We start from the raw sequence: 25269 nt of genomic DNA, 5'->3' as shown, positions 1-25269 counted from the left end.
AGCACACCGCCACAGGGAGAGCGAGGCAGCCATGGCACGCATCATTGCCGGCACGCACAAGGGCCGCCGCATTGCAGCCGTCCCCGGGACGGGGACACGCCCGACCAGCGACCGGGTCAAGGAGTCGCTCTTCTCCAGACTGGAAGGCTATGACGCGCTGGAGGACGCGGTCGTGGTGGACCTGTTCGCCGGCTCTGGCGCCCTGGGGTTCGAAGCTCTCAGCCGCGGGGCCCGCAGCCTGGAGGCGGTCGACGTCGCCGAGGCGGCCTACCGCACCCTGCACAGGAACGCGGAGCTTTTCGTCCAGAACGGGCTGAGTGTGCACAAGTCCCAGGCGCTGAGATATCTGAACTCCCGGCGCGGAGAGCCCATCGAGCTGCTGTTCCTGGATCCTCCGTACACCCTCAGTGAGGCGGAGTTGGAGAAGGTGCTGCATGCCGCCTCGCCCCAGCTGCATCCCGGCGCCACCGTGGTCGTGGAACGTGACGCCCGCGCCCCGGAGCCGGCCTGGCCACCGACGCTGCGCAGGTTTCATGAGAAGAGCTACGGGTCCACCCGGATATGGTTGGCAGAGCCGCAATGACCGGCTCGGCATCCACGTAGACTGGCGTGCGTGCGCATCGTCTACATCCATCAGCATTTCAACTTCCCCTCGGAGCCCGGCTGGCAGCGTCCCTGGCAATTCGCCCGTCGGCTGGCGCGCGCCGGTCATGAGGTCACTGTCATCTGCGGCGGCAAGGAAGCCGCCCGTCAGCACCTTGACGGGGTGGAAGTGCACAGGCTGACAGTGCCGTATGAGAACGCCATGACGTTTTGGCAGCGGGTCAGGTCCTTTGCCTCGTTCATGGCCCGCGCCAGCTGGTTCGCCTCCAAGGTCAACGCTGATGTGGTGTTCGCCTCCTCGACTCCGCTGACCACGGCAGTTCCCGGGATTATTGCCTCCACCCTGAGGCGGGCCCCGTTCATCTTCGAAGTCCGTGACCTGTGGCCGGAGGCGCCGGTGGCGCTGGGGTTCTTGAAGAACCGTGGTGCCATCTGGGCGGCGGAGCAGCTGGAGAAGTTCGCCTACCGCTCAGCTGACCACGTCATCGCCCTCTCCCCGGGGATGGAGGCCGGAGTCAAGCGGGTCTGCCCGGAGGTAACCACCACCGTGGTGCCCAATGCTTCTGATGTGGAGAACTTTGCCGCATCGCGGGAGCACCGCAACGAGGTCCGAGCCGAACTCGGGTGGGCCGAGGACGAGACGGTGCTCTTCTACGCCGGAAGCTTCGGGGTGACCTATGACGTGCCCTGGCTGGTCCGTCTGGCTGGTCAGCTCAGCCGGCGCGGCGAGAAGTTCCGGGTCGTGGCCTACGGTGAAGGAGCCGACACCGGCACCTGCCGCCGCCTGGCCCGGGAATTCGGACTTGACCCGCTTCAGGTGCTGCCGGGCAACATCCCCCGCACGGAGATCGAACGCATGCTCCCGGCTGCGGACCTGGCGGTCTCCACCCTGGTGGACAACCCCGCCCTGGAGATCAACTCCCTGAACAAAGTCTTCGACGCACTTGCGGCAGCGCGGCCGGTGGTGTTCAACCATGCCGGTTGGCTTCCGGAGATTCTGGCAGCACATGGTGCGGGCTGGCAGCTTTCCCGCCACCCCGGCACTGCAGCTGATCAGCTGGTGGAACGGTTGCGATCTGGAGAAATTGACCTGTCCGCCGGCTCCGCGGCCGCGCTGGAGCTCGCGCGCAAGGAATTTGACCGGGACCTGCTCTTCGACAGGTTCCTGAGTGTGGTGGAGAGTGCCGCACCTGCCCAGAACATCACCAGTACGACGACGCCGAGCCGGGTGGAGTAATTATGCAGTCAGCAGTGTGCCCAGGATCCTTCGACCCCATGCATAACGGGCACGTCGAGATCATCGCCCGCGCGGCCAATCTTTTCGAGGAGGTGATTGTGGCGGTCTCCGCCAATATGCATAAGAGCCCCATGTTCCCGCTCGAAGAGCGGATCCTGATGGCGCAGGAGACCTTCTCCTACCTCAAAGGAGTCACCGTCAAGCCGCTGCGGCCCGGGGTGCTGCTGACCGACTTCTGCAAAGAGGTGGGGGCCTCGGCGGTGATCAAGGGCCTGCGGGGGGTCCACGATCTGGCGTATGAGGCGTCCATGGCCACCATGAATCGCCACCTGACCAGCCTGGAGACCGTCTTCCTCACCGCTGACGGCCGCTACACCCACCTGTCCTCGACTCTCGTCAAAGAGGTGCATTTGCTCGGCGGGGATGTCTCCGAATATATCCCCCGTGCGGTGCAGAAGCGGCTCAAGGAGCGCGGACACAAGGCACACTCGCGGTAAGGTATGTTCATGAGCGCCACTCAGCGGATTAGAAAAGCCGTCATTCCTGCAGCAGGCCTGGGAACCCGATTCCTGCCAGCGACGAAGGCGATGCCCAAGGAGATGCTCCCGGTGGTCGACGAGCCGGCCATCCAGTACGTGGTGGCGGAAGCCTCGCGGGCTGGCCTGGATGACATTCTGATGATCACCGGTCAGAACAAGCGGTCCATGGAAGATCACTTTGACCGCGCTCCCGTTCTTGAGGCGACGCTGCGGGACAAGGGAGACACGAAGAAGCTGGAGGCGATCCAGCATGCGACCAACCTTGGTGACCTGCACTATGTGCGCCAGGGCCAGGCGCTGGGTTTGGGTCATGCGGTGCTCTGCGGAAAGCAGCATGTGGGCAATGAGCCTTTTGCCGTGCTGCTCGGCGATGACCTCATTGACCCCCGCGATGAGCTGCTCACCACCATGATGGAGGCTCAGGCGCGCCTCGGCGGCTCAGTGATCGCGGTGATGGAAGTGCCCCAGGAGGCTGTCTCTGCCTACGGCGTGGTCGACGCCGGCGGCAAGCACCTCGAGCCGGGTGCCCAGGTGGTGCCGGTGCACCGTCTGGTGGAGAAACCCCCGGCAGAGGAGGCGCCCAGCAACTTGGCCATCATCGGTCGGTATGTGCTGCACCCGGCCATCTTCACCGAGCTCGAACGCACCCCACCGGGCAAGGGCGGGGAGATCCAGCTGACCGATGCCCTGCAAGCCATGGCAGCCATCCCAGCTGAAGACGGCGGGGGTGTCCACGCAGTGATCTTTCGCGGACGCCGCTACGACACCGGGGACAAACTCAGCTACATCAAAGCGGTGGTGACCCTCGCCGCAGGCCGGGAGGACCTCGGCCCCGAGCTGAGACCGTGGCTGAAGGAGTTCGCCCAAAGCATCTGAGTCCTGTAGAGTTGTCCGCTGTGAAACATCCACAGCAGGACTATTTGCTGCACGTGGACGTCAAAGAGCTCAAAGGCCATCCTGGAGCTCAGCGAACCCTCTCCCGCACGGTGGACGCTCCGTCAGGGCTGGGCACCGTTCTGGTCGGCATCGCCGAACACAGCGACCTGGACCTCGACCTGCGAGTGGAGTCCGTGCACGAGGGAGTGCTGCTGACAGGAACCGCCTCCGCAGAGGTCACTGGTCAGTGCGGGCGTTGCCTGGACCCCCTAGGCTACCCGCTGACCGTCGACGTCATGCAGCTCTACACCTGGACTCCGGAGGGCCACCAGGCTGACGGTGACGACGAGGAAACTCGGGAAGTCACCGCGGAACTGACCCTCGAACTGGAGCCGGTATTGCGGGACCTTTTGGTCTCAGCACTGCCGTTCCAGCCGGTGTGCCGGGCGGACTGCCCGGGGTTGTGCTCCCAGTGCGGATTCCGCATGGAGGAGGACCCTGGACACCACCACGAGCAGCTCGACCCCCGCTGGGCTGCGCTTGCAAGCCTGGCCGATACACTGAATCATGATGATGAGGACGACGACGCGTCGTCGTAGTCAACTGTTAGTCAACTGAGAGAGAAGAGGACACCGTGGCTGTTCCGAAGCGGAAGAAGTCCCGTGCCAACACCCGTCACCGCCGCTCGCAGTGGAAGGCCGACGTGCCAACCCTGGTGAAGACAGTGGAGAACGGCCGTGTCGTCTACAGCCGTCCGCACCAGGCCAAGCTGGTGACCGACTCTGCAGACACCCCGCTGTTCTACGAGTACAAGGGCCGCAAAGTCGCCGACGCCTGATCTCGTCGTTTCGCAAGGGTTGAGCGCGTCAGAGACACTTCAGAAGAGCCTTGGGGTCCACGTTGACCCTGAGGCTCTTCGTCTTGCCCTGACGCACCGTTCCTACGCCTACGAGAATGAGGGCCTGGCCACCAACGAGCGCCTGGAGTTCCTGGGCGACGCCGTGCTGCAGCTTGTCGTCACCGACTATCTCTTCCGGACCTTCGGCGACCTCACCGAGGGTGACCTGGCCAAGCTGCGCCCCGCCCTGGTCTCCACCCGGGCTCTGGCCAGAATTGCGCGCACCCTGCAGCTGGGACCGCATATCCGCCTCGGCGCCGGCGAGCTGCGTACCCAAGGCGCGGAGAAGGACTCGATCCTGGCCGACACCGTGGAGGCGATCATCGGTGCGGTCTACTCCGCCCACGGATTCGACACGGCTCAAGCACTAGTGCTCCGGCTCGTGACCCCGCTGCTCAGTGACACCGAAGCGATGACAGCGGGCAAAGACTGGAAGACCACCATCCAGGAGCTGGCCGCCGCGCGCGACATGGGCGAGATCCGGTATCTGATCGAGGACTCCGGCCCCGACCACCGCAAATCCTTCCGTGCCACGGTCACCATTGACGGCACCACCTACGGGCAGGGCACCGGATCGTCCAAGAAGGAGGCAGAGCGGGATGCCGCTCGAGTCACCGTGGAAGAGCTCACCGGGGGGCGCGGTCAGGCCGATGTGCTGACCCTGGTGCTGGACCGCTATGAGGCGACCGCCGAAGCAGAGAGCAGGCACACGAGGTGAGTGAGCAGCACCGTCCCCGCCGGGCCAGGGGCGGGGCCGTCCCGCCTTCGCCGCCGGCTTCCGCGCCTGCGCCGGCCCAGGCCGAGGACCCCGCGCCCCGGCCCGGCCGCCGGAAGCGCATCATCCTCATTTCGCTGGCCGTGCTGGCCACGCTGCTGCTCATCGGCGGGATCGTCGCCTACAGTTACGTCAACAGGCTCCAGACGGTCTTCGAAGAGGAGCGCAACGTCATCGAGGAACTCGACGACCTTGACGACGACACCGCCTACCGCACCCCGGAAGGGACAGTGAACGTCCTGCTGCTGGGCTCCGACAGCCGCGGTGAGGATGACACCGACTATCGGGCGCAGACCGGAGAAGAGGGCGAACGTTCCGATGCGATGATGCTGGTGCACATCCCGGAAGACCGCTCCGGCATCTACGTCATGTCGATCATGCGGGACCTGTGGGTCGAGATTCCCGGCCAGGGGGAGGGGCGAATCAACACCGCACTCTCGGCGGGGGGACTGGATCTCGCGGTCGATACCGTCGAGGACCTCCTGTACACACACATCGATCACGTGGTGACTATCAACTTCGACGGATTCGAGGATCTCACCACCGCCCTTGGCGGGGTCTATGTGGACAATCCACGCCCCTTTGCCGCAGGCCAGCAGAATCCCGCGTTCTACCCAGAGGGCACCATACGGCTGCAAGGCTCGGACGCGCTGCGGTTCGTCCGCGAAAGGAAGTCCTTTCCCACCAACGATCACGTCCGGGTGGAAAACCAACAACTGGTGATGCGGGCCATCGCAGAACGCTTCCTCTCCGGAGACACCCTGACCAACCCGCAGCGCATCTTCGCCGTGTTGGAAGCGATCCTGCCCTATATGGAGATGGACGGTGGACTGGACGCCAACACCATCGTTGGCTACGGCCTTGATATGACCCATATGCGCGGGCGGGACATCCATACCTTCACCATGCCCTCGGGGGAGCCGCACACCACCTCTGGCGGCGCGCAGGTCATTCTCCCCGACGAGGACATGATGGACCTGCTGCGGCGCTCCCTCTCCAGTGAGAACATGTCCGGCTTCGTCAGGTATACCGAAGCGTTGGACCCCGACTCCGCTGGTGGCGCCTTCACCGTCTCGGAGGATGATGACGAGCTCAGCCGGCAGTTGGGCCGTCAGCTGGGAGAGAGTCTCGACGGTGAGGAATGATTCTGCCCGGGGGCGTGCGCTCACCCCGGAGAACGTCTGGGTGCTGGTGTGCACCTACCGCAGGAACGACCTCCTGGCTCAGCTGCTGACGTCGCTGGATGCCGCCCGCATGCCCCCCGGTGCAGTACGGCCCCGACCACAGCTGATCGTGGTCGACAACGCACCCGGGCCAGAGGCCCAGCACGTGGTGGCCAGCCTCTATCCCGAGGCGGTGTATCTCCACCAGTCCCGCGCGGGTATCGCCACCGCCCGCAACACCTCGCTGGACGCCCTGCCCGCGGATGCCGAGGCGGTGATTTTCCTCGACGACGACGAACAGGTCACCCCAGAGTGGTTCACCCACCTGCTCAGCACCGGTGAGCGCTCCGCAGCCGATGCGGTGGGCGGTCCGGTGCTACCCGTGTTCGACGACGGTGAGCCCGCCTGGGTGCACACCTACGGGTACGTCCGCCGTACGGACTTCCCCAGCGGCCCGCACCAGCGCCGACTGGCCACCAACAACACCTTGGTGCGTGCGGACTGGTTCCAGTCCCAGGACTCGGGCGGCCGGGGATACCGATTCGACGAGACGTTCAACTTCATCGGGGGCTCCGACTCCGACCTCTTCGAACGCATGATGCACGCTGGCGCACAGTACTGGTGGTGCGCCGAGGCTGCGGTGACTGAGCACGTTCCCGCTGAGCGGGCCACCAAGGAGTGGCTGCGGCGTCGGGCTCTGCGCGGCGGTCAGGTCCGGGCGGCCAAGCGGCAGCTGCGCAACTCAGCATCCGGACCGGCGGTGGCCGCTGAGGGGCTCGCGCGAGCCGGCTACGGCGCAGCGCGCAGATTCAGCAGCAGGCTCCGTGGACGTCCGGTGACCTACACCGACGACTACTACCTGTGCGAGGGCCTCGGTATGCTTCAGGCCCTCATGGGTCGAGGCGCCGCCGAGTACGCACGGACGAACTGACCCGGCGTCCGGCCGCCACGGCCGCCAGGGCCGTGTCCCGGGCCCGGCGCGCGGCCACGGCGGAGAGCGGCTTCAGCCCTTCCAGGGAGGGAACTGCTGGTCGCTTGAAGAACGCCATCGCCTCCGGGTAGCGCCACCGGTGGGTCTGGGGATCCACATAGAGTTCGGCGATCGTGCGCAGCACCGCCCGGGCCTCAGCGCGCTGATCCTTTGGCACTCGGCGCAGCCGGGGGAGGTACCACGCGAAGGCTCGTTCGAACCCGCTGGCCACGTAGGCGTCGAACAGGCCAGCGGACCGCAGCCACTCCGCCTGGGCGCGCTCCCGCAACAGACACTTGGCGAAGTACTCAGCGTTGACCGTGTTGACCATCGAGCCCGGGGTCTCTGCGTGGTAGGCGTATATCACCTCAGATGAGGCGACGAAGGCCGTGGCGGCGGCGAATAGCTGCCGGAAGAACAGGGAGTCCTGCCCCGCCGCGCCCACCACCTGCCGCAGGCCCGTCTCCCTCAGCCATGCGGTGCGCACTACGAAGCTGCTGAGGTTGCTGGGGCGGAACCGAGCAGCCGTCAGCACCTCACCGCCGGCCGGCCAGAGGCCGTGGGCGTCAGTCCGCTCGGTGTAGTGCGAAGCGTTGTTCACCAGCTCCTGGCGGTCGGCGTATATCCGATGCTGCTGGCCGATGGCCAGCTGGGCACTGGGGTGGGCCTGCAGCGCTTCCACCAGCGGCCAGGGCCCCGCGCCGAGGAACTCATCATCCGGATCCAGGAACCCCAGGTACTCGGCTTCGGCCAGGTCGATCCCGGTGTTGCGCGGCCGGGAAGCTGAACCGGAACCCCCGGAGTCGAGGAAGCAGGCCTGCACATGAGGGTGAGCGGCGGCCAGCTCACGGACCGCGCTGCGGGTCTGCGGATAGGTCGACCCGTCGTCGACCAGTAGCACCTGGATCTGTTCGAAATGCGGGAGTCGCGCTAAGGACGGGAACGCCCGGGTGCGAAGATGCTCACCGGTGTTGAACACCGGAACAATGATGCTGAGTCTGGGAGCGGCCACCCTCCGACTGTACCGGTCGGGGGCCGAGAGGCAATGGAGGGGGTGACGGGAATCGAACCCGCGTGACCAGCTTGGAAGGCTGGAGCTTTGCCACTAAGCTACACCCCCGCTCCGCGTTGAGCGCCTAGTCACCTTATCAAGCACCCAGTCAGCTGCAAAACTGGGTGTTGATCAGCGGCGGTACCGCCGGCCCAAGGCAGGATGGACCCCGTGACACCGACACCCCTTTCCCGGATCAGGCTCCAGGTGCAGCCCACGGTCTCGCACTACCGTGAGCCCCTGGTCAAGCGGCTGCTCGCCTCAGCAGAGTTCACCTACGACCTGGTGGGCCGGGTGAAGAACAGCGAGGCGAGCGAGGCCGACCGAATCGCCTCCGCCTCTGCCGGGGTCCTGGCGCGGGTGACCCCGCTGCGCACCCGAGCGCTGGGACCGCTGTGGTGGGAGGCCGGACAGGTTTCGGCCGTGTGGCGCGGCGGGCACGCCGCCTACGTGCTCGAAGGCAGAATCTATACCCTCTCCACCTGGGTGGCAGGAGCACTCGGCAAGCTGCGCGGACGCCGGGTACTGCTTTGGGGACATGGGTGGAAGCGCCCGGAATCGGGCCCGAAGCGTCTGCTCAGACTCGCGTTCTACACGTTGGTCGACGGGCTATTGGTCTACGGCGAGCGTGCCCAGGAGCTCGGCACCGCGTACGGGGTGCCGAGGCAGAAGATCCACGTCATCTACAACAGCCTCTACTCCCAGCAGCAGCTTCCCGCCCAGCCGCTGGACCGTGCCGCCGCCGGAGACCAGCCCACCCTGATCTACTCCTCGCGGCTGACTGTGCGGCACCGGCTGGATGTGCTCGCCGACGCGCTCTCCGACTGGCCGGCCGATCGCCCGGCACCGCGTGTGGTGATCATCGGAGAGGGGTCCGAACGGCCCCGCCTGGAGCGGGTCTTCTCCGAGGCCGGGGTGGAGGCCACATTCCTCGGCGCAGTGTACGACTTTGAGCAGTTGAAGGACCACTACGGGCAGGCGCAGGCGGCCCTCGCCATCGGAGGGGCCGGACTCAACGTCATCCAGGCGCTGGGCTTCGGAGTTCCCGTAGTGGCCGAAGCGGGTAACCGGGACTCCTCACCGGAAATCGAAGCGGTCGTTGAGGGACACACCGGACGGTACTACGACGCCGCCGACCCTGAGTCCCTGCGGCAGGTGCTCATATCGCTGCTCGCCACACCCGAGGAGGCTCGCCGACTCGGCGCCAACGGCCTGGAGCTGGTGCGCCAGCGCTACACCGCCGAAGCGCACGCCGCCGCGTTCGAAGCGGGTCTGCGCCACTTCCTGCGCTCCTGATCAGTCCCGCGGGGCCAGGATCATATTGGTCATGCGCGCAGTCGAGAGCCGGCGGTGCTGGTCATCGCGCATCACAATCTCATGCACAGTGAGCTGCTTGCCCAGGTTCAGCGGAGTGCAGGTGCCCCACACCAGGCCGCTGGTGGCCGCGCGGTGGTGCGTAGCCGAAAGCTCAGTGCCGACCACCTGCCGGTCCCACCCCAGATTGGCGCGCACATGGAAGATCGCCGCAATGGAGCCCAAAGTCTCGGCCAGGACGAAGTGACCGCCGCCGTGAAACAGCCCCGCGTTCTGCTCATTTCCCCCCACCGGCACCGTGGCCACCAACCGCTCAGGACTCATCTCCACAAACTTCAGCCCCAGTTTGGCGCTCATGGCGGAGGTGCCGTGCGGGCCCATCCAATCCCAGTACTCCTCGTCGACCCCTGCGGCCCGCATCCGCGCAATCCGCTCGGACTCGGTGGGGACCGGGGTGGGGACGCCCGGGGTCGGAAACTCTGGACCATATCCGTCGAAGCTCATGAGCTTCAGCTTAGCCAGCATCCGGACGGTAGGCTGTCGGTGTGAGCGACGAGGGCAACAAACTACTGGTAATCGACGGGCACTCGATGGCATTCCGTGCGTTCTACGCTCTGCCGACGGAGTCTTTCCGCACCTCGACAGGGCAGTACACCAACGCGGTGCACGGCTTCACCAATATGCTGCTCAAACTGATCCGCGAAGAGGCGCCGACCCACATCGCGCTCGCCTTCGATCTGGACACCCCGACCTTCCGGCACGCGACCTACGATGACTACAAGGGCGGCCGGGAGAAGTCCCCGGCCGAATTCGCCGGGCAGATCGACTTGATCAAAGAGGTCGCCGCCGCACTGAACATCCCCGCAGTGACCGTGGAGGGGTATGAGGCCGACGACATCGTCGCCACCTACGTCACACAGGCCGAAGCCGCCCAGTGGCAGACCGTGATCGTCTCCGGAGACCGTGATGCGCTGCAGCTGGTGACCGAGAACACGCACCTGGACTATCCCACCAGCGGAGTCAGCAAGTCGGTCCGCCTGGACCCCGCAGGCGTGGAGGCGAAATACCTCGTGGCGCCCGCCAAGTATCGGGACCTGGCAGCCCTTGTGGGGGAGAGCGCCGATAACCTCCCCGGGGTGCCGAAAGTCGGCCCGAAGACAGCCGCCAAGTGGCTGGGCCAATACGGCTCCGCCCGAGGGATCATCGAACACGCCGACGAGATCAAGGGGAAAGCCGGGGAGAATCTGCGGGCCGCGCTCGCCGACGTCGAGCGCAACTTGGAGCTCAACCGGCTGGTCACCGATCTGGAGCTTCCGGTGCCGCTGCAGGACTGTGTGCTGACCGCCCCCGACCGGGAGGCCGTGGAACCGCTCTTCGACGCTCTGCAGTTCAACCAGATACGCGAACGGCTCTTCGACACTTTTGCCGCCCGGTTCCCGGGCGCCGAGCTGGCCGCAAAACCCACCCAGGCTCTGCCCCGGGTTCAGGTGGTCAGCACGGCAGCAGAGTTCACCGCCTTCACAGGTGAGCACCACGGCAGCCCGTTGGGACTGGCCCTGTGTCTGGACCGGTCAGGAGAGTCGCTGTCGACCAAAGCCAAACGCGATGAGGCCGCTCGCGGCGCGGAGGTCCTCGCGCTCGTCCTCGTGCCGGCGGCGATCGACCCCGAAACCGCCGTGCCCGCCATAGCCGTGCCGCTGGCTGAGGCTGATGCCGACCTCGAGGCGGCAGTGGATGCCTGGCTCGCGGACCCGGATGCCCCTCAGCTGGTGCACGACGTCAAGGACGCCGGCAAACGCCTGGCCTGGCGCGGGCTGAGCCTGCGGGGCACAGTGGAGGACACGCTGCTCTCCGGGTACCTGGTCCAACCCGACCGGAGGAACTTCGCGTTTGCCGACCTGGTCACCCAGCACCTGGGGAGCTCCACCGAACCGGCCGACTACATCGGCGGGGAGGAGTTCGCGCCGCAGAGCGCCGACGGTGCGCAGCTGGACCTCTTCGACCAGGACGTGATCACTGGCGTGACGCAAGAAGACATGGCGCGTGCGGCAGTGCACGCCATGCTGCTGCACCCGCTCTCCGCCGCGCTGCACGATGAGTTGACGCAGCGTCACGCCGAGAAGCTGCTCTATGAGCTGGAGCTTCCGCTGGCGGAGATCCTGCTGCAGATGGAGCTCACCGGCATTGCAGTCAGCCGGGAGCGCCTGGAGGCGCTCGACGCCGAGTTCGAATCCTCCATCACCGCCTCCGCTCGTGCCGCCTACGCGGTGGTGGGCCATGAGGTCAATCTTGGTTCTCCGAAGCAGCTCCAACAGGTGCTGTTCGAAGAGCTCGGCCTGCCCACCGCGGGGGTGAAGAAGAACAAGACCGGCTACTCCACCGACGTGGAGACGCTGCAGGACCTGCTGGTCAAGACGGAGAACGAGTTCTTGGTGCATCTGATGAATCACCGTGACGCCTCGAAGCTGCGCCAGACAGTCACCGGCTTGATTGAGGCGGTGGGCGACGACGGACGGGTGCACACCACCTACGCCCAAACCGTGGCCGCCACCGGGCGGCTCTCCAGCCTGCATCCGAACCTGCAGAACATTCCGGTGCGCACAGAATCCGGCCGGAAGATCCGCGATGCCTTTGTGGTCGGTGAGGGCTACCAGACCCTGCTGACAGCGGACTATTCGCAGATTGAGATGCGCATCATGGCTCACCTCTCCGGAGACCAGGCACTGATCGACGCGTTCCGCGCGGGTGAGGATCTGCACAACTTTGTCGGGGCGCGGGTGTTCGGGGTGGGCACCGACGAGGTTTCCGCCGAGCAGCGATCGAAGATCAAAGCGATGAGTTATGGGTTGGTCTACGGCCTGAGCAGCTTCGGCCTGTCAAAGCAGCTGGGAATCGGCGTCGATGAGGCTCGGGAGCTGATGAACGAGTACTTCGTGCGCTTCGGCGCCGTCCGTGACTATCTTCAGAATGTGGTGGCACAGGCCAAGCGTGACGGCTTCACCTCCACTCTCTACGGGCGTCGTCGTTATCTTCCCGACCTGACCAGCGACAACCGGCAGCTGCGGCAGATGGCGGAGCGGGCCGCACTCAACGCACCCATTCAGGGATCGGCGGCCGACATCATCAAACGCGCCATGATCGACGTCGACGCTGGGCTCCGCGAGGGCGGCCTGAGCTCCCGGGTGCTGCTGCAGGTGCACGACGAGCTGGTCCTGGAAGTCGCCCCGGGCGAGCAGGAGCGGGTGGAAGCTCTGGTGACTGAGAAAATGGGCTCCGCCGCCGAGCTGGCGGTGCCGCTGGATGTACATGTCGGCGTGGGCGAGTCCTGGCACAGTGCGGCACACTGAGGGGCCGCGGGGGACCAGCGTATAGGGTGGAGTCGTGACTTCTCACTACGCCCCCGGGATGCCTGCCGTCTCAGGCTTGGCCGATGGGCTCAGCAGCCGGACGTTCGAACCTGCCGCCGGTGAGGACGGCACGCCGGAGGCACACACGGCGGCCTTCACCCGAACCGTGGAGTACGGGTTCTACGAGCCCTGGTACAGCGACGAGCAGCTGGCGCGGCTGCACCCTGTCTTCAGTGCCGACGCCCAGCAGCTCACCGGGGTCTATATGGACCGCGGCTTCGCCGCACTGGAGCCGTGGGGTGCAGCGTTCGAGGAGTTCGGATTCGATCCTGAACATCCGGTGGGCACCTTCGTCGACTATGACAAGACCCTCAACGCCGGGGGAGCGGAGCCGCTGCCGGCACGTCTGATCACCGGAGTGACGGTCAACCCCAGCTTCCGGCGGCGCGGCATCCTGAAACATATGATGACCAGCCGGCTGGCCGCCGCAGTGAAGGACGGCATGGCGGTGGCCGCGCTGACCGTATCGGAAGGCGGAATCTACGGCCGGTTCGGCTTCGGGCCTGCAACCCGGCTGCGCAGCCTGCAGATCAGCGCCTCCGCGGCCGACGACGGGTTCGCACCCCGGGGGTCGAAAACGGGGAAAGTCCTCACCGTGGATCCCTCCAAGACCAGAGACGTGCTGCAGGAGGTGTTCGCGCAGTTCCACCGCAGCACGCGTGGCTCAGTGGAACGGCAGGGAACTTACTGGGAGACCGGCAGCGCCCGGTGGGATCCGGACAATATCACCAGCTGGGACCGCAAGGCCCGGGCGGCGGTGCACGTGAAGGACGACGGCAGCCTCGGCGGCTACGTGGTCTTCACCTTCGCCGGGTGGGACACGGAGCCAGCCACCATGCGTATCCGCGATCTGATCGCCGTGGACGCCGCCAGCCGCCTGGAGCTGCTGCGGCATCTTGCCGAGATGGACCTGGTGGAGCGAATCCTCATCCCGCACGGCGCGCCGGTGACGGATCCGCTGGAGCATGCGCTGGTCAACCCGCGAGTGGTGAAGACCACCAGCGTGAGCGATGTGCTGTGGGTGCGCCTGCTCAACCCTGTGGTTGCCCTGGAGTCCCGGGCGTGGAACGCCGACGGGGAGTTCAGCCTCACTGTCCGCGACGGCCTGGGCATCGCCGACGGCGTGTTCACTGTGTCCGTCTCCTCCGGGGTTGCCCAGGTCACCAGCGCGGAGAGCGCCACGGCGCCGCAGCACTTCACGCTTGACGTCGCCACCCTCGGGTCGCTCTACCTGGGGGATGCCTCCGTGCTGACCATGCGCGAGGCTGGCCGCATCACCGCCGACGACGGCGCCGACTGGTCAGCGTTCGCCGCCACTATGGACCTGCCAACCGCCCCGCACTGCGCCACCCACTTCTGAGGGCCCGGGCTCGACGGCCCGTCCGTCCCCTCGCATTGCCCAGTCGCCGGACTCCTCATGGGTCCCAGCGCCTGGGACGCGTGCGGTTGTGCCAGGTTGGCGCAGGAGTATAGACTAATCGGGCGCGTTCTGCGCACAGAGTCGTGTCTGACTTCTGACAGATCCCGCTCGAGAATCATATGGATTTCATATGACTCCGGGCGCCTGCAATTGTCCGCCGATCAGTGCCAGCTATGAACAGTGCACTGACCCAATCACACAATCCCACTAGGAACACCTACTACATGACCACCACTGCAACCGCACCCGGTGCCCCACAGATCGCCGTCAACGACATCGGAACGGAGGAGGACTTCCTCGCCGCAGTCGATGCCACGATGAAGTACTTCGACGACGGCGACCTGGTCGAAGGCACAATCGTCAAAGTCGACCGTGACGAGGTCCTGCTGGACATCGGGTACAAGACCGAAGGCGTGATCCCTTCCCGCGAACTGTCGATCAAGCACGACGTTGACCCCGGTCAGGTGGTCTCCGTCGGCGATCAGGTCGAAGCTCTCGTGCTCCAGAAGGAGGACAAGGAAGGCCGTCTGGTTCTGTCCAAGAAGCGCGCCCAGTACGAGCGCGCATGGGGTGACATCGAGCGCATCAAGGATGAGGACGGCGTCGTCACCGGTACGGTCATTGAGGTGGTCAAGGGTGGCCTGATCCTCGACATCGGGCTGCGCGGATTCCTCCCGGCCTCGCTGGTGGAGATGCGCCGCGTGCGTGACCTGGCTCCCTACATCGGCCAGGAGCTCGAGGCCAAGATCATTGAGCTGGACAAGAACCGCAACAACGTGGTCCTCTCCCGCCGCGCATGGCTGGAGCAGACCCAGTCCGAGGTGCGCTCCACCTTCCTGAACAAGCTCGAGCGCGGTCAGGTACGCAACGGCGTGGTCTCCTCCATCGTCAACTTCGGCGCATTCGTCGACCTGGGCGGAGTGGACGGACTGGTGCACGTCTCGGAGCTGTCCTGGAAGCACATCGACCACCCACAAGAAGTGGTGGCAGTCGGCGACGAGGTCACCGTGGAGGTCCTCGAGGTGGACATGGACCGCGAGCGGGTCTCACTGTCGCTGAAGGCCACGCAGGAAGATCCGTGGCAGACCTTCGCACGCACCCACGCCCTGGGCCAGATCGTCCCGGGCAAGGTCACCAAACTGGTGCCCTTCGGTGCATTCGTGCGGGTGGAAGACGGCATCGAAGGCTTGGTGCACATCTCCGAGCTGGCAGTGCGCCACGTGGACCTTGCTGAGCAGGTCGTCTCCGTCAACGACGACGTCTTCGTCAAGGTCATCGACATCGACCTCGAGCGCCGCCGGATCAGCCTGTCCCTGAAGCAGGCCAATGAGGGGGTCGAGCCGGAGGCTGAGGACTTCGACCCGGCTCTCTACGGCATGGACGCCGAGTACGACGACGAGGGCAACTACAAGTACCCCGAAGGCTTCGATCCCGAGACCAACGAGTGGATGGAAGGCTACGAGGAGCAGCGTGCCACCTGGGAGGCGCAGTACGCCGTGGCCCAGGAGCGCTGGGAAAGCCACAAGCAGCAGGTGCGCAAGGCCATCGAGGCTGATGCCGAGGCCGCGGCTGAGGCATCCATGTCCTCCAGCTCCTCCAGCAGCGGACGGAAGTCGGAGCCGGCGCCGTCCAACTACTCCTCCGCGCAGTCCGACACTGAGGACGCCGGAACTCTCGCTTCCGATGAGGCTCTGGCCGCACTGCGGGAGAAGCTCACCGGAAAGTAACATTAGCTGAGCAAACGCTGAACAGAAGCCGTTCATCCCCTAGGGGTTGGACGGCTTCTGTTGCGTTTGGGGGCACATCCTGCTTACGGTAAAGCACTGTCCAGGGCCTTGTCAGGCCGGTGCTCGAGGTGAGGGGAAGATCATGCTCAAGAAGGTGCACGACCTGTTCAGGCTCAGGACCAGTCCGGCCATATTCTTCATCTCAGCGGCTATCGTGACTGTGTTCGTCGTCGTCACGCTGCTCATTCCCGCAGAGATGGGCGAGTTCTGGGGTACCGGCTCCGGATGGCTCTACGAAAACCTCGGCTGGTTCTACGTTTCCGGCGTGACCATCTTCCTGATCTTCCTGCTCTGGATGGCCGTGGGCCGATTCGGCCTGATGCGCCTGGGCGATGACCACGAACGCCCCGAGCACAGTGACATCTCCTGGTTCGGCATGCTTTTCGCCGCTGGCATCGGCACCATCCTCATGTTCTGGGCGGTGGCCGAGCCGGCCAACCACTTCAGTGACCCCCCGCGGGGTGAGCAGCTCGGAATCGAGGGCGGCTCCTCGGAAGCAGCCCGGGAAGCCATGGGCTTCACGCTCTACCACTTCGGGCTGCACACCTGGACCATCTTCACGCTTCCCGGACTCGCCTTCGCATACTTCATCTACAAGCGCAAGCTCCCCCCACGGGTGTCGTCCCTGTTCCAGCCGCTGCTCGGCGACGGCATTCACGGTCCGATCGGCAAGGCCATCGACGTCTTCGCCATCGTGGGCACGATCTTCGGTGTGGCGGTCTCCATCGGCCTGGGCACCATGCAGATTCACGCCGGGCTGGCCCAGCTGGTCGGGCTGCCGGACGTCTGGTGGGCGTTCATCGTCATCATCGGTGCGGTCACGCTGGTCGCGACCATCTCCTCGGTCCTCGGGGTGGAGAGAGGCATCAAGAAGCTCTCCAACTTCAACATCTGGACGGCCATCGTGCTGCTGGTCTTCATCCTCGTCACCGGTCCCACCGTCTACCTGCTGCGCGGCATGTTCGAGTGGACCGGCGTCTACCTCGGCCTGCTGCCGGAGGTGGCGTGGTGGAACGACACCCTGGCCGACACCGGCTGGCAGGAAGGCTGGACCATCTTCTACTGGGCGTGGACCATCGCCTGGGCACCCTTCGTGGGCATCTTCATCGCTCGCATCTCCCGCGGGCGGACAGTGCGGCAGTTCGTCACCGGGGTGCTGGGCCTGCCGACACTGTTCAGCGTCATCTGGTTCGGCGTCTGGGGAACCGGCGTGTTCGACATCGAGCTCAACGGTGATGGGGGACTGGTCGACTCGGTCATAGAGGACGGTGTGGAAACCGCCCTGTTCAGCTTCCTCGCCGAGTTCCCGCTGGCCACGTTGACCTCTGCAGTAGCCATCATGCTGGTGGGCATCTTCTTCATCACCTCCATGGACTCCTGTTCGCTGGTGCTGGACGATATGTGCAACGGCTTCGAGGGCAAAGCACCACTGCACCAGCGCGCATTCTGGACCATCGCGATCGGTGCGATCGCCGCGGTGCTGCTGACCGCCACCGGCGAAGGCGGATTGGAAGCGCTGCAGAATGTGGCGCTGGTCTTCGGACTGCCGTTCTTCGTGCTGGGGTACTTCATCATGTTCAACCTCTCGCGCGCCATGCGCGAGGACGCCGGAGAGATCCGCCACCTGCGGACCCGGCGCTGGCTGCAGACGCTGCCGCCGGAGGAGTTCGAACGCCGGATGGAGGAGAACGACGACACGCTGGCCAATGCGGTGGTCGCCCCTGACTTTGCGGAAGGCACCCAGCCGGAGAACGCCCCTGAGGTGGAGCACGGGCAGCAACCCGGGGTGGTCAAAGAGTACCGGCTCCGCACCGGGGAGCAGCCCGTGATTGATCCGGCCGCCCCGGACGCGGGGGACACTCCGCCGCGCCGCTGAGCTCATGGCCCGTATTCTCCATGTGGGGCTCACCGGGGGCATCGCCTCCGGGAAGTCCGCAGTGTCCCGCCGGCTGGCCGAGCACGGCGCAGTCATCATCGACGCCGACCAGCTTGCCCGCGAAGTGGTCGACGTCGGCACCGAGGGATTGACGCAGATCGTCGAGGAATTCGGTCCGGAGGTCCTCGCCGCCGACGGTTCCTTGGACCGTCCGGCCCTGGGCCAGCGGGTCTTCGACAACGAGGAGTCCCTGAGGCGACTCAACGCCATCATCCACCCCAAAGTCCGAGCCGCCGCCGCCCGCAAGCGCGAGGCGGCGCCCGAGGGGTCGGTGGTGGTGGAGGACATACCGCTCCTGGTGGAGACCGGGCAGCAGAAACGGTTCGACGTGCTGGTGGTGGTGCAGGCCCCTGAATCGGAGCGACTGCGCAGGATGACTGAGGACCGGGGGATGCGCCGCCGTGAGGCCCAGCTGCGGATCCGGGCGCAGACCACGGATGAGGAGCGGGCCGCAGCGGCCGATGTGGTGCTGGACAACTCCGGGACTCTCGAGGAGCTCTACGCCCAGACTGACCGTCTCTGGGAGCAGCTTCGAACACGTATTCGATGACGGGGGCGTAGACTACCCCTCATGAGTCTCGCCCCGAAGATCTCCCGCACTGTCGCGCCGTTCACTGTGGAGAGTCCGTATCAGCCGTCGGGCGACCAGCCGCAAGCGATCGAGGAGCTGGCTGAGCGGGTGGAGGGCGGCGAGAAGGACGTGGTGCTGATGGGTGCCACCGGAACGGGGAAGTCCGCGACCGCTGCCTGGTTGATCGAACGGCTGCAGCGCCCCACGCTGATCATGGTGCAGAACAAGACCCTGGCTGCGCAGCTGGCCAATGAGTTTCGCGAACTGCTGCCGCACAACGCGGTGGAGTACTTCGTCTCCTACTACGACTACTACCAGCCTGAAGCCTACGTGCCGCAGACTGACACGTTCATTGAGAAGGACAGCTCCATCAACGAAGAGGTGGAGCGGTTGCGCCACTCAGCGACGAACGCGCTGCTGACTCGGCGCGACACCGTCGTCGTGGCCACTGTCTCATGCATCTACGGCCTGGGCACACCCGAGGAGTACATCGCCCAGATGGTCTCCCTGCGGCGCGGGCAGGTGGTGGACCGGGACGAACTGCTGCGCCGGTTCGTCAACATGCAATATGTGCGCAACGACACCGACTTCCACCGGGGGACCTTCCGTGTGCGCGGAGACACGGTGGAGATCATCCCGATGTATGAGGAGCTCGCGGTGCGCATCGAGTTCTTCGGCGATGAGATCGAGGCCATCCAAACCCTGCACCCGCTGACCGGCACGCTGGTTCGCGAGGAGGAGGAGATGTACATCTTCCCGGCGAGCCACTATGTGGCCGGGGAGGACCGGATGGCCAAGGCGATCGCCGCCATTGAGGACGAGCTGCGTGAACGGCTCCAGGAGCTGGAGGCGCAGAACAAGCTGCTGGAGGCCCAGCGGCTGCGGATGCGCACCACCTATGACCTGGAGATGATGCAGCAGATGGGCTTCTGCAATGGCATCGAGAACTACTCCCGGCACATCGACGGCCGGCCTGCCGGCTCCGCCCCGCACTGCCTGCTGGACTATTTCCCCGACGATTTCGTGCTCATCGTTGACGAGTCCCACGTCACCATCCCGCAGATCGGCGGCATGTATGAAGGGGATATGTCGCGGAAGCGCACTCTGGTGGAGCATGGATTCAGGCTGCCCTCGGCCATGGACAACCGCCCGCTGAAGTGGGACGAGTTCCTGGAGCGCATCGGTCAGACCGTCTACCTCTCGGCCACTCCCGGCAACTATGAGCTGGGACAGTCCGACGGCGTCGTCGAGCAGATCATCCGGCCCACCGGTCTGGTGGATCCCAAGATTGAGGTCAAACCCACCCGGGGTCAGATTGATGACCTGCTCCACGAGATCAGAACCCGGTCCGAGCGCAATGAGAGAACCCTGGTCACCACCCTGACCAAGCGCATGGCAGAGGACCTCACCGAGTACCTGCTGGAGCATGGGGTCAAGGTGGAGTACCTGCACTCGGATGTCGACACTCTCAAACGGATCGAGATCCTTCGGGAGCTGCGCAAGGGAACCTTCGATGTGGTCGTCGGGATCAACCTGCTGCGGGAGGGCCTCGATCTCCCCGAGGTCTCTCTGGTGGCCATTCTGGATGCTGACAAGGAGGGTTTCCTCCGGTCCACCACCAGCCTCATCCAGACCATCGGCCGGGCGGCCAGAAACCTCCACGGTGAAGTCCACATGTACGCCGACAAGATCACCGACTCCATGCGGAGGGCCATTGACGAGACCGAACGGCGCCGCCAGCGGCAGATTGCGCACAACCGGGAGCACGGGATTGACCCGGCGCCGCTGGTGAAGAAGATCGCCGACATCACCGACCAGCTGGCCCGGGAAGACGCAGACACCGCGGACCTCCTGCAGGGGATGGGCGGACTGGCCACCGGGTTCCAGTACGGCAAGGGTCACCGGGGATTCACCGGATTCCACCGAGAGGACGACGACGCCCCGGGTCAGGAGCCGACTGCGCCCAGTCTTGCCGCGCAGACTCCGGCCCAGGACACCGCAGACCTGATTGCCCAGCTGACCGAACAGATGCACCGGGCGGCGGAGAATCTGAACTTCGAACTTGCTGCCCGGCTCCGCGATGAGCTCGGCGACCTCAAGCGGGAGTTGCGCGCCATCCAGACGGCCGAGTAGCGCCGCCGGTCACTCGGTGCGGCGCAGCAGCTCGCGCAGGATGGCGGGACCGTCATCGTGGATCCCGTCATGGTGGAACTCGGCGGTCTCATAGACGCTCAGCTGTCCCACCCGGGCGGCGGTCTCCCAGGACAGGTCCCGGTCCACGAAGACGTCGTCGGTGTAGACGCACGCCGCCACCGGCACCTCATTGTGGGCCAGCTGCGTCAGATCGTAGAGCGGGCCCCAATCGTCCACTGCCGCCAGCGCCTCGGCTGTGGCGCTCAGTGGTGCGAGCATCGGGTCCAGCTCCAGGTGAGAGCGAAAGATCATCTCGCCGGTCAGCAGCGGCGATTCGTCGGCGGTGGAGAACTCCGGGAACTCCGGCAGCACCCGCTCAGCGGACCAGTCTGTCGGTCCCTCGCCGGGCAGTCCGTAGATGGATTCGTGCATCAGCGCGTACATCGGATTGCTGGCGAAGCTGATCCGGTGTCCGACCTCGGTCAGGAAGACGTCGGAGAGCCTGCCCCCGGTGAAGGCTTCTTCCAGGAGGTAGTGCAGGGAGTCGGCCTTCGTATTGCCGCCGAGCTCCAGGCCGAGCAGCTGTAGCCGCATCGGTGTCAGGGGAGAGGTGTCGGGCAGCTGAACCCGGTGCCGTCGCAGGTGGTCGAAGACCGCATCCAGTCGTTCCCGGTCCTCCGGGAAACGGTCGAAGTATTCGGTGTTGCGGCGGGCCATGCGGCGGTAGGTCCGGCGGTAGAGCCGGTCGGGGTGCCCCTCCAGGGGCGGAAGCCCGCCGGTGATGAGTGCCCGGTCCATGCAGTGCGGAGCCAAGGAGAGGTAGGTCAGGGTGCAGAACCCCCCGTAGCTCTGCCCGAAGACTGTCCAGGAGCGGATGCCGAGCTGTTCACGCAGCGCCTCGGCGTCGCGCACAATGGAGTCAGCGCGGAAGTTGCGCAGGTAGGCGGCCTGCTGCTCCGGCGTCCCCCGAGCGCAGAGGCTGTGCCGGTCCACGCGTGAGGACAGGCCGGTGCCGCGCTGATCCAGCATGATGATGCGGAAGTCCTGCGCCAGGTCCGCCATCCACCCGCTGAGCTTGGCGGGGCGGCTTCCTCTGCCGCCGGGTCCCCCTTGGAGGAACAGCAGGTAAGGGAGACTCTCGACATGGAGCTCGCCTTTGGCCACTGCGTTGGGGCCGATGAACTCACGGGCGAAGACCTGAAGCTGCTCACCATGCGGGTCGGACCAGTCCAAGGGAGCAGTCACCCAATGCTCAGTGAGGCGAGTGCCGTCCAGCAGCTGCCGGGTGGTCATGGAGCTCGCAGCTCACCGACGTGGTCCACCGTGATCACCGCCGCCTCTGCCTCGTCCGATGCGGCGAGATCTATCCAGGCGTGGATACCCCAGTCACGGTTGCCCTCGTTATCGTCGAGGACCTGCACGGCGTGCCAGAAGCCGGGCCTGTCGGCGGGATTCTTGCTCAACCGGAAGAACTCGGCGCTGCGCGCCTGAGCGTCAACATAGACGTCCTCGTACTCATTGAAGAACGTGTCCAGTGCCTCACCCCAGCGTTCGGGGGACGCCCACTCGGACCTCGGGGCATGTTCTCGCTGAAGGGCGGCCAGCGCCTCCTCCTTCTCCTGGGCGAACAGCTCTGCCCGGCGGAACATTGCGTTGCGCACCACCACGGCAAACGCCCGCTCATTCCCGGTGAAACCCGCCGGGGGAGCTGACTCCACGTCTTGGGCACGCTGCCGGTCCCATTCGGCGAGCTTCTCGGGGTCCTCCCCGGCGGCCATCCGTTCCCACTCCTCCAGCAGCGAGGAGTCGGTCTGCCGGATCACCTCACCGAGCCACTCCAGGAGGTCCTCGAGTTCCGGGGTCACCTTTGCGGCAGGAACCGTCTGGCGCAGCGCCCGGTAGGCGTCGGTGAGGTAGCGCAGCAGCACACCCTCGCTGCGGGCCAGACCGTAGTAGTTGACCGCGTCGATGAACGTGAAAGCCCGCTCAATCATGTCCCGGACCACCGACTTCGGCTGCAGCTCATAATCGGCCACCCACGGGGCAGCAGCCCGGTAGACCTCGAACTGCTGCTCGAGAAGTTCCGCCAGCGGCTGCGGATGTGTCAGCTCATCGAGAATGCGCATCCGTTCGGTGTAGTCGACGCCCTCGGCCTTCAGTTCGGCGAGTCGCTCGGATTTGATCCGTTTCACCTGCGCGCCGGTCACCTGATACGGCGTCTCCAGAATGGACTCGATGACACTGATCACCTCCAGCGCGTACGTCTCAGACTCGGGGTCCAGCAGCTCAAGCGCGGCCACGGCGAAGGGCGCCAGCGGTTGGTTGAGCGCAAAATCGTCCTGCAGCTCGATGGTCAGATCCACGGTCCGGCCGTCTTCACCCGGTTCTTCCAACTTCTCCAGCACCCCGGCAGCCAGGAGTTCCCGCAAGATCTGCAATGCCTGGCGCTGCAGCTGAGCCTGCCGCACCGGAGTCTCGTCCGAGTTCGTGATCAGCCGGCGCATGGCGGTGATGGGATCCTCCGGCCGGTTGAGGATGTGCAGGACCATGGCATAGGTGACCTTCATCCGGGAGACCATGGGATCCGGGTCTGCCCCCATCAGCTTGTCGAAGGTCTTCTCACTCCACGAGACGAACCCCTCCGGGGGCTTCTTCTTGGGCTTGGACTTCAGCGCCTGAGCGAGCTTGGTCTCGTCGCCGCCGTGTTTGGCCTCCAGCTTGCGGGCAGCGGCCGCATTCTCAATGACATGCTCCGGAGCCTGGACCACCACAGTGCCCTGAGTGTCGAACCCGGCCCGGCCGGCGCGTCCGGCGATCTGATGGAATTCGCGGGCGTTGAGCTGCCGGACCCGGGTGCCGTCGTACTTCGACAGCCCGCTCAGCAGCACGGTGCGAATCGGCACATTGATGCCCACTCCCAGCGTGTCGGTGCCCGAGATGACCTTCAGCAGGCCTTCTTGGGCCAACTGTTCGACCAACCGGCGGTACTTCGGCAGCATCCCTGCGTGGTGGACGCCCACGCCGGACTTGAGCAGCCGGGCAAGGGTCTGGCCGTACCCCTTGGCGAAGCGGAACGTCTTGAGCCGTTCGCTCAGCTGCTCGCGCTCCGCCTTGGACAACAGGTTCAGGCTCATCAGCCCGGCGGCCTGCTCCGCGGCCTCGCGCTGCGAGAAGTGCACCACGTACACCGGTGCCAGCTGGTGGGCAGCGAGCTCCTCCAGCTTCTCAACCAACGCCGTAGTGGAGTATTCAAAGGCCAGCGGCACCGGGCGCTGGGCTGAAGAAACAACGACGACGTCACGGCCGGTCCGATCCGCGATGCGGCGCTCGAAGCGCGCTGTATCTCCCAGGGTGGCGGACATGAGCAGGAACTGTGCCTGCGGCAGCTCAATCAGCGGCACCTGCCACGCCCAGCCCCGGTGCGGGTCTGCATAGAAGTGGAACTCATCCATCACCACCGGACCCAGGTCGGCTGCTGCGCCGTCGCGCAGCGCCTCATTGGCCAGAATCTCCGCAGTGCAGCAGATAATGGGAGCCCCGGCATTCACTGCGGAGTCGCCAGTGACCATTCCCACGTTCGCAGGACCGAAGACCCGCACCAAAGAGAAGAATTTCTCACTCACGAGCGCCTTGATCGGTGCTGTGTACACCGTGCGCTGGCCCCTGGCCAGAGCGAAGAAATGGGCCGCCAGCGCCACCAACGACTTTCCGGACCCGGTGGGTGTGGCCATGATGACGTGGTGCGAGTCCGCCAGCTCCAGAATGGCGTCTTCCTGGGCCGGATACAGGCTCAGCCCTTGCCCTGCCGCCCACTCCCGGAAGGTGGCGAAGAGCTCTTCGGGCGCAGGAGTGCTCCAGGAGCCGGGAACCTGCAGAGTTGCTGCCGTCGCTGCCGGTGGTGTCACCAACCGCGTTCCCGCCATTCGGCGAGCTTGGGGCGCTCGGCACCCAGTGTGGTGGGAGCACCGTGTCCGGGGTGGATGATGGTGTCGTCGTCGAACTGGTCAAAAATTCTGGACTCGACGTCGCCGATGAGCTGCTGGAAGTCTTCGCTGCTCCAGGTCTTGCCCACTCCGCCGGGGAACAGCGAATCTCCGCTGAAGATGTGGGTGGGTCCATCCTCCACCCGGCAGACGAAGGCCACCGACCCGGGGGTGTGCCCGCGCAGGTGAAGGACCTCCAGCCCGATGCCGTCATAGCTGACTGTGGTGCCATGCTCAAGCCGGCGGTTGATGGTCACGCTCTGCTCAGCCTCAATGCTGTCAGCGTCTGGTGCGCCGGCGGCAAGTTCCACCCCCTCGGCGGCAAAATCCGCCAGGGCGCGAATGTGGTCCCAGTGCCGATGGGTGGTGAGCACCGCCTCCAGCCGCGGGGAGCAGGGTGTGTCGCCGATGGCCGCCTCCACCATGGAGCGGATCGCCGCGGGGTCGTCCGCGGCGTCAATCAGCACCTGCACGCCCGTCTTCTTCGCCGTGAGCAGATAGACATTATTACTCATGTCACTGACGGCGATGCGCCGAAGGGTCACTGCGGGCAAGTCATAGATCAAGGAATTGTCCGGAGCCATGCGTCCCAGTCTATGCCCAGGG

21 protein-coding genes and 1 tRNA gene are annotated in these 25269 nt (G+C 65.5%); 16 read left to right on the top strand and 6 right to left on the bottom strand.

From position 1 onward, the window contains the following. The first annotated feature begins 31 nt into the window (after positions 1 to 31). From rsmD to FEF27_RS08355, 9 genes are read left to right on the top strand one after another with little or no spacing between them, the layout of a single operon-like run. A complete protein-coding gene (gene rsmD, locus FEF27_RS08395; RefSeq protein ID WP_138170408.1) occupies positions 32 to 583 on the top strand; it encodes a 16S rRNA (guanine(966)-N(2))-methyltransferase RsmD in 552 nt (183 codons plus the stop codon). A gap of 30 nt (positions 584 to 613) precedes the next feature. After that, positions 614 to 1840, top strand: coding sequence for a glycosyltransferase family 4 protein (locus FEF27_RS08390; protein ID WP_138170407.1), 1227 nt, complete (start codon positions 614 to 616; stop codon positions 1838 to 1840). Positions 1841 to 1842: 2 nt separating this feature from the next. Then, positions 1843 to 2337, top strand: a complete 495-nt coding sequence (gene coaD, locus FEF27_RS08385; RefSeq protein ID WP_138170406.1) for a pantetheine-phosphate adenylyltransferase — start codon at positions 1843 to 1845, stop codon at positions 2335 to 2337. 9 nt (positions 2338 to 2346) lie between these two features. After that, a complete protein-coding gene (gene galU / locus FEF27_RS08380; RefSeq protein ID WP_138170405.1) occupies positions 2347 to 3255 on the top strand; it encodes a UTP--glucose-1-phosphate uridylyltransferase GalU in 909 nt (302 codons plus the stop codon). A gap of 20 nt (positions 3256 to 3275) precedes the next feature. Beyond that, positions 3276 to 3854 (top strand): YceD family protein, encoded by a 579-nt coding sequence (locus FEF27_RS08375; protein WP_341805715.1) that lies wholly within the window; start codon positions 3276 to 3278, stop codon positions 3852 to 3854. A 35-nt stretch (positions 3855 to 3889) separates the two neighbouring features. Then, positions 3890 to 4093: a 50S ribosomal protein L32 gene (gene rpmF / locus FEF27_RS08370; protein WP_138170404.1), complete on the top strand. Its 204-nt coding sequence runs from the start codon at positions 3890 to 3892 to the stop codon at positions 4091 to 4093. A gap of 19 nt (positions 4094 to 4112) precedes the next feature. Continuing rightward, the gene (rnc, locus tag FEF27_RS08365; RefSeq protein WP_138170403.1) at positions 4113 to 4871 is read left to right on the top strand and encodes a ribonuclease III; all 759 of its coding nucleotides are present in this window, start codon (positions 4113 to 4115) and stop codon (positions 4869 to 4871) included. Then, complete coding sequence (locus tag FEF27_RS08360; protein ID WP_138170402.1) at positions 4868 to 6073, top strand: LCP family protein; 1206 nt, start codon at positions 4868 to 4870, stop codon at positions 6071 to 6073. The genes rnc and FEF27_RS08360 overlap by 4 nt, the downstream gene beginning before the upstream one ends. Then, on the top strand, positions 6063 to 7022 hold the full coding sequence (locus FEF27_RS08355; protein WP_166429967.1) for a glycosyltransferase family 2 protein: 960 nt from the start codon (positions 6063 to 6065) through the stop codon (positions 7020 to 7022). Before FEF27_RS08360 ends, FEF27_RS08355 begins: the two co-directional genes overlap by 11 nt. Here the strand turns inward: FEF27_RS08355 and FEF27_RS08350 are convergent. Beyond that, positions 6982 to 8073 (bottom strand): glycosyltransferase family 2 protein, encoded by a 1092-nt coding sequence (locus FEF27_RS08350; protein ID WP_138170400.1) that lies wholly within the window; start codon positions 8071 to 8073, stop codon positions 6982 to 6984. The two genes, FEF27_RS08355 and FEF27_RS08350, sit on opposite strands and share 41 nt — an antisense overlap. 34 nt (positions 8074 to 8107) lie before the next feature. Then, positions 8108 to 8181, bottom strand: a tRNA-Gly gene (locus FEF27_RS08345). 102 nt (positions 8182 to 8283) lie between these two features. Between FEF27_RS08345 and FEF27_RS08340 the strand changes: the two genes are divergently transcribed. Next, the gene (locus FEF27_RS08340; RefSeq protein ID WP_166429966.1) at positions 8284 to 9408 is read left to right on the top strand and encodes a glycosyltransferase family 4 protein; all 1125 of its coding nucleotides are present in this window, start codon (positions 8284 to 8286) and stop codon (positions 9406 to 9408) included. On the opposite strand, the gene FEF27_RS08335 is transcribed toward FEF27_RS08340, so the two are convergent. Next, the gene (locus FEF27_RS08335; protein WP_138170398.1) at positions 9409 to 9930 is read right to left on the bottom strand and encodes a hotdog fold thioesterase; all 522 of its coding nucleotides are present in this window, start codon (positions 9928 to 9930) and stop codon (positions 9409 to 9411) included. Between the two features lie 41 nt (positions 9931 to 9971). Between FEF27_RS08335 and polA the strand changes: the two genes are divergently transcribed. The 6 genes from polA to uvrB all read left to right on the top strand — a co-directional run bounded on the left by polA (position 9972) and on the right by uvrB (position 20680). Next, positions 9972 to 12773, top strand: coding sequence for a DNA polymerase I (gene polA, locus FEF27_RS08330; protein ID WP_279526792.1), 2802 nt, complete (start codon positions 9972 to 9974; stop codon positions 12771 to 12773). A gap of 34 nt (positions 12774 to 12807) precedes the next feature. Then, positions 12808 to 14193, top strand: coding sequence for a GNAT family N-acetyltransferase (locus FEF27_RS08325; RefSeq protein ID WP_138170397.1), 1386 nt, complete (start codon positions 12808 to 12810; stop codon positions 14191 to 14193). 284 nt (positions 14194 to 14477) lie between these two features. Then, on the top strand, positions 14478 to 15980 hold the full coding sequence (rpsA, locus tag FEF27_RS08320) for a 30S ribosomal protein S1 (RefSeq protein WP_138170396.1): 1503 nt from the start codon (positions 14478 to 14480) through the stop codon (positions 15978 to 15980). A 142-nt stretch (positions 15981 to 16122) separates the two neighbouring features. Then, complete coding sequence (locus FEF27_RS08315) at positions 16123 to 17916, top strand: BCCT family transporter (protein WP_138170395.1); 1794 nt, start codon at positions 16123 to 16125, stop codon at positions 17914 to 17916. Between the two features lie 4 nt (positions 17917 to 17920). Then, positions 17921 to 18526: a dephospho-CoA kinase gene (gene coaE / locus FEF27_RS08310; protein ID WP_341805714.1), complete on the top strand. Its 606-nt coding sequence runs from the start codon at positions 17921 to 17923 to the stop codon at positions 18524 to 18526. Between the two features lie 21 nt (positions 18527 to 18547). After that, a complete protein-coding gene (uvrB, locus tag FEF27_RS08305) occupies positions 18548 to 20680 on the top strand; it encodes an excinuclease ABC subunit UvrB (protein WP_138170394.1) in 2133 nt (710 codons plus the stop codon). Between the two features lie 9 nt (positions 20681 to 20689). On the opposite strand, the gene FEF27_RS08300 is transcribed toward uvrB, so the two are convergent. From FEF27_RS08300 to FEF27_RS08290, 3 genes are read right to left on the bottom strand one after another with little or no spacing between them, the layout of a single operon-like run. Beyond that, on the bottom strand, positions 20690 to 21973 hold the full coding sequence (locus FEF27_RS08300; protein WP_138170393.1) for an alpha/beta fold hydrolase: 1284 nt from the start codon (positions 21971 to 21973) through the stop codon (positions 20690 to 20692). Further along, positions 21970 to 24603, bottom strand: a complete 2634-nt coding sequence (locus FEF27_RS08295; protein ID WP_138170392.1) for a DEAD/DEAH box helicase — start codon at positions 24601 to 24603, stop codon at positions 21970 to 21972. Before FEF27_RS08295 ends, FEF27_RS08300 begins: the two co-directional genes overlap by 4 nt. Beyond that, entirely contained in the window at positions 24582 to 25247 is a 666-nt protein-coding gene (locus FEF27_RS08290; RefSeq protein ID WP_138170391.1) for an MBL fold metallo-hydrolase, read from the bottom strand. The genes FEF27_RS08295 and FEF27_RS08290 overlap by 22 nt, the downstream gene beginning before the upstream one ends. Between the last annotated feature and the right edge of the window lie 22 nt (positions 25248 to 25269).

Source organism: Nesterenkonia sphaerica (assembly GCF_005771565.1).
In the GTDB taxonomy this organism is placed as follows: Bacteria; Actinomycetota; Actinomycetes; order Actinomycetales; family Micrococcaceae; genus Nesterenkonia; species Nesterenkonia sphaerica.
This window is presented reverse-complemented; position numbering and strand designations above follow the sequence as displayed.

What these genes read in the sequence shown, in the direction of transcription:
- galU (WP_138170405.1), top strand. Translation starts at nt 2,347, where the DNA reads ATGAGCGCCACTCAGCGGATTAGAAAAGCCGTCATTCCTGCAGCAGGC.
- FEF27_RS08335 (WP_138170398.1), bottom strand. Translation starts at nt 9,930, where the DNA reads ATGAGCTTCGACGGATATGGTCCAGAGTTTCCGACCCCGGGCGTCCCC.
- FEF27_RS08315 (WP_138170395.1), top strand. Translation starts at nt 16,123, where the DNA reads ATGCTCAAGAAGGTGCACGACCTGTTCAGGCTCAGGACCAGTCCGGCC.
- rsmD (WP_138170408.1), top strand. Translation starts at nt 32, where the DNA reads ATGGCACGCATCATTGCCGGCACGCACAAGGGCCGCCGCATTGCAGCC.
- rpsA (WP_138170396.1), top strand. Translation starts at nt 14,478, where the DNA reads ATGACCACCACTGCAACCGCACCCGGTGCCCCACAGATCGCCGTCAAC.
- coaD (WP_138170406.1), top strand. Translation starts at nt 1,843, where the DNA reads ATGCAGTCAGCAGTGTGCCCAGGATCCTTCGACCCCATGCATAACGGG.
- coaE (WP_341805714.1), top strand. Translation starts at nt 17,921, where the DNA reads ATGGCCCGTATTCTCCATGTGGGGCTCACCGGGGGCATCGCCTCCGGG.
- FEF27_RS08290 (WP_138170391.1), bottom strand. Translation starts at nt 25,247, where the DNA reads ATGGCTCCGGACAATTCCTTGATCTATGACTTGCCCGCAGTGACCCTT.
- FEF27_RS08295 (WP_138170392.1), bottom strand. Translation starts at nt 24,603, where the DNA reads ATGGCGGGAACGCGGTTGGTGACACCACCGGCAGCGACGGCAGCAACT.
- uvrB (WP_138170394.1), top strand. Translation starts at nt 18,548, where the DNA reads ATGAGTCTCGCCCCGAAGATCTCCCGCACTGTCGCGCCGTTCACTGTG.
- FEF27_RS08300 (WP_138170393.1), bottom strand. Translation starts at nt 21,973, where the DNA reads ATGACCACCCGGCAGCTGCTGGACGGCACTCGCCTCACTGAGCATTGG.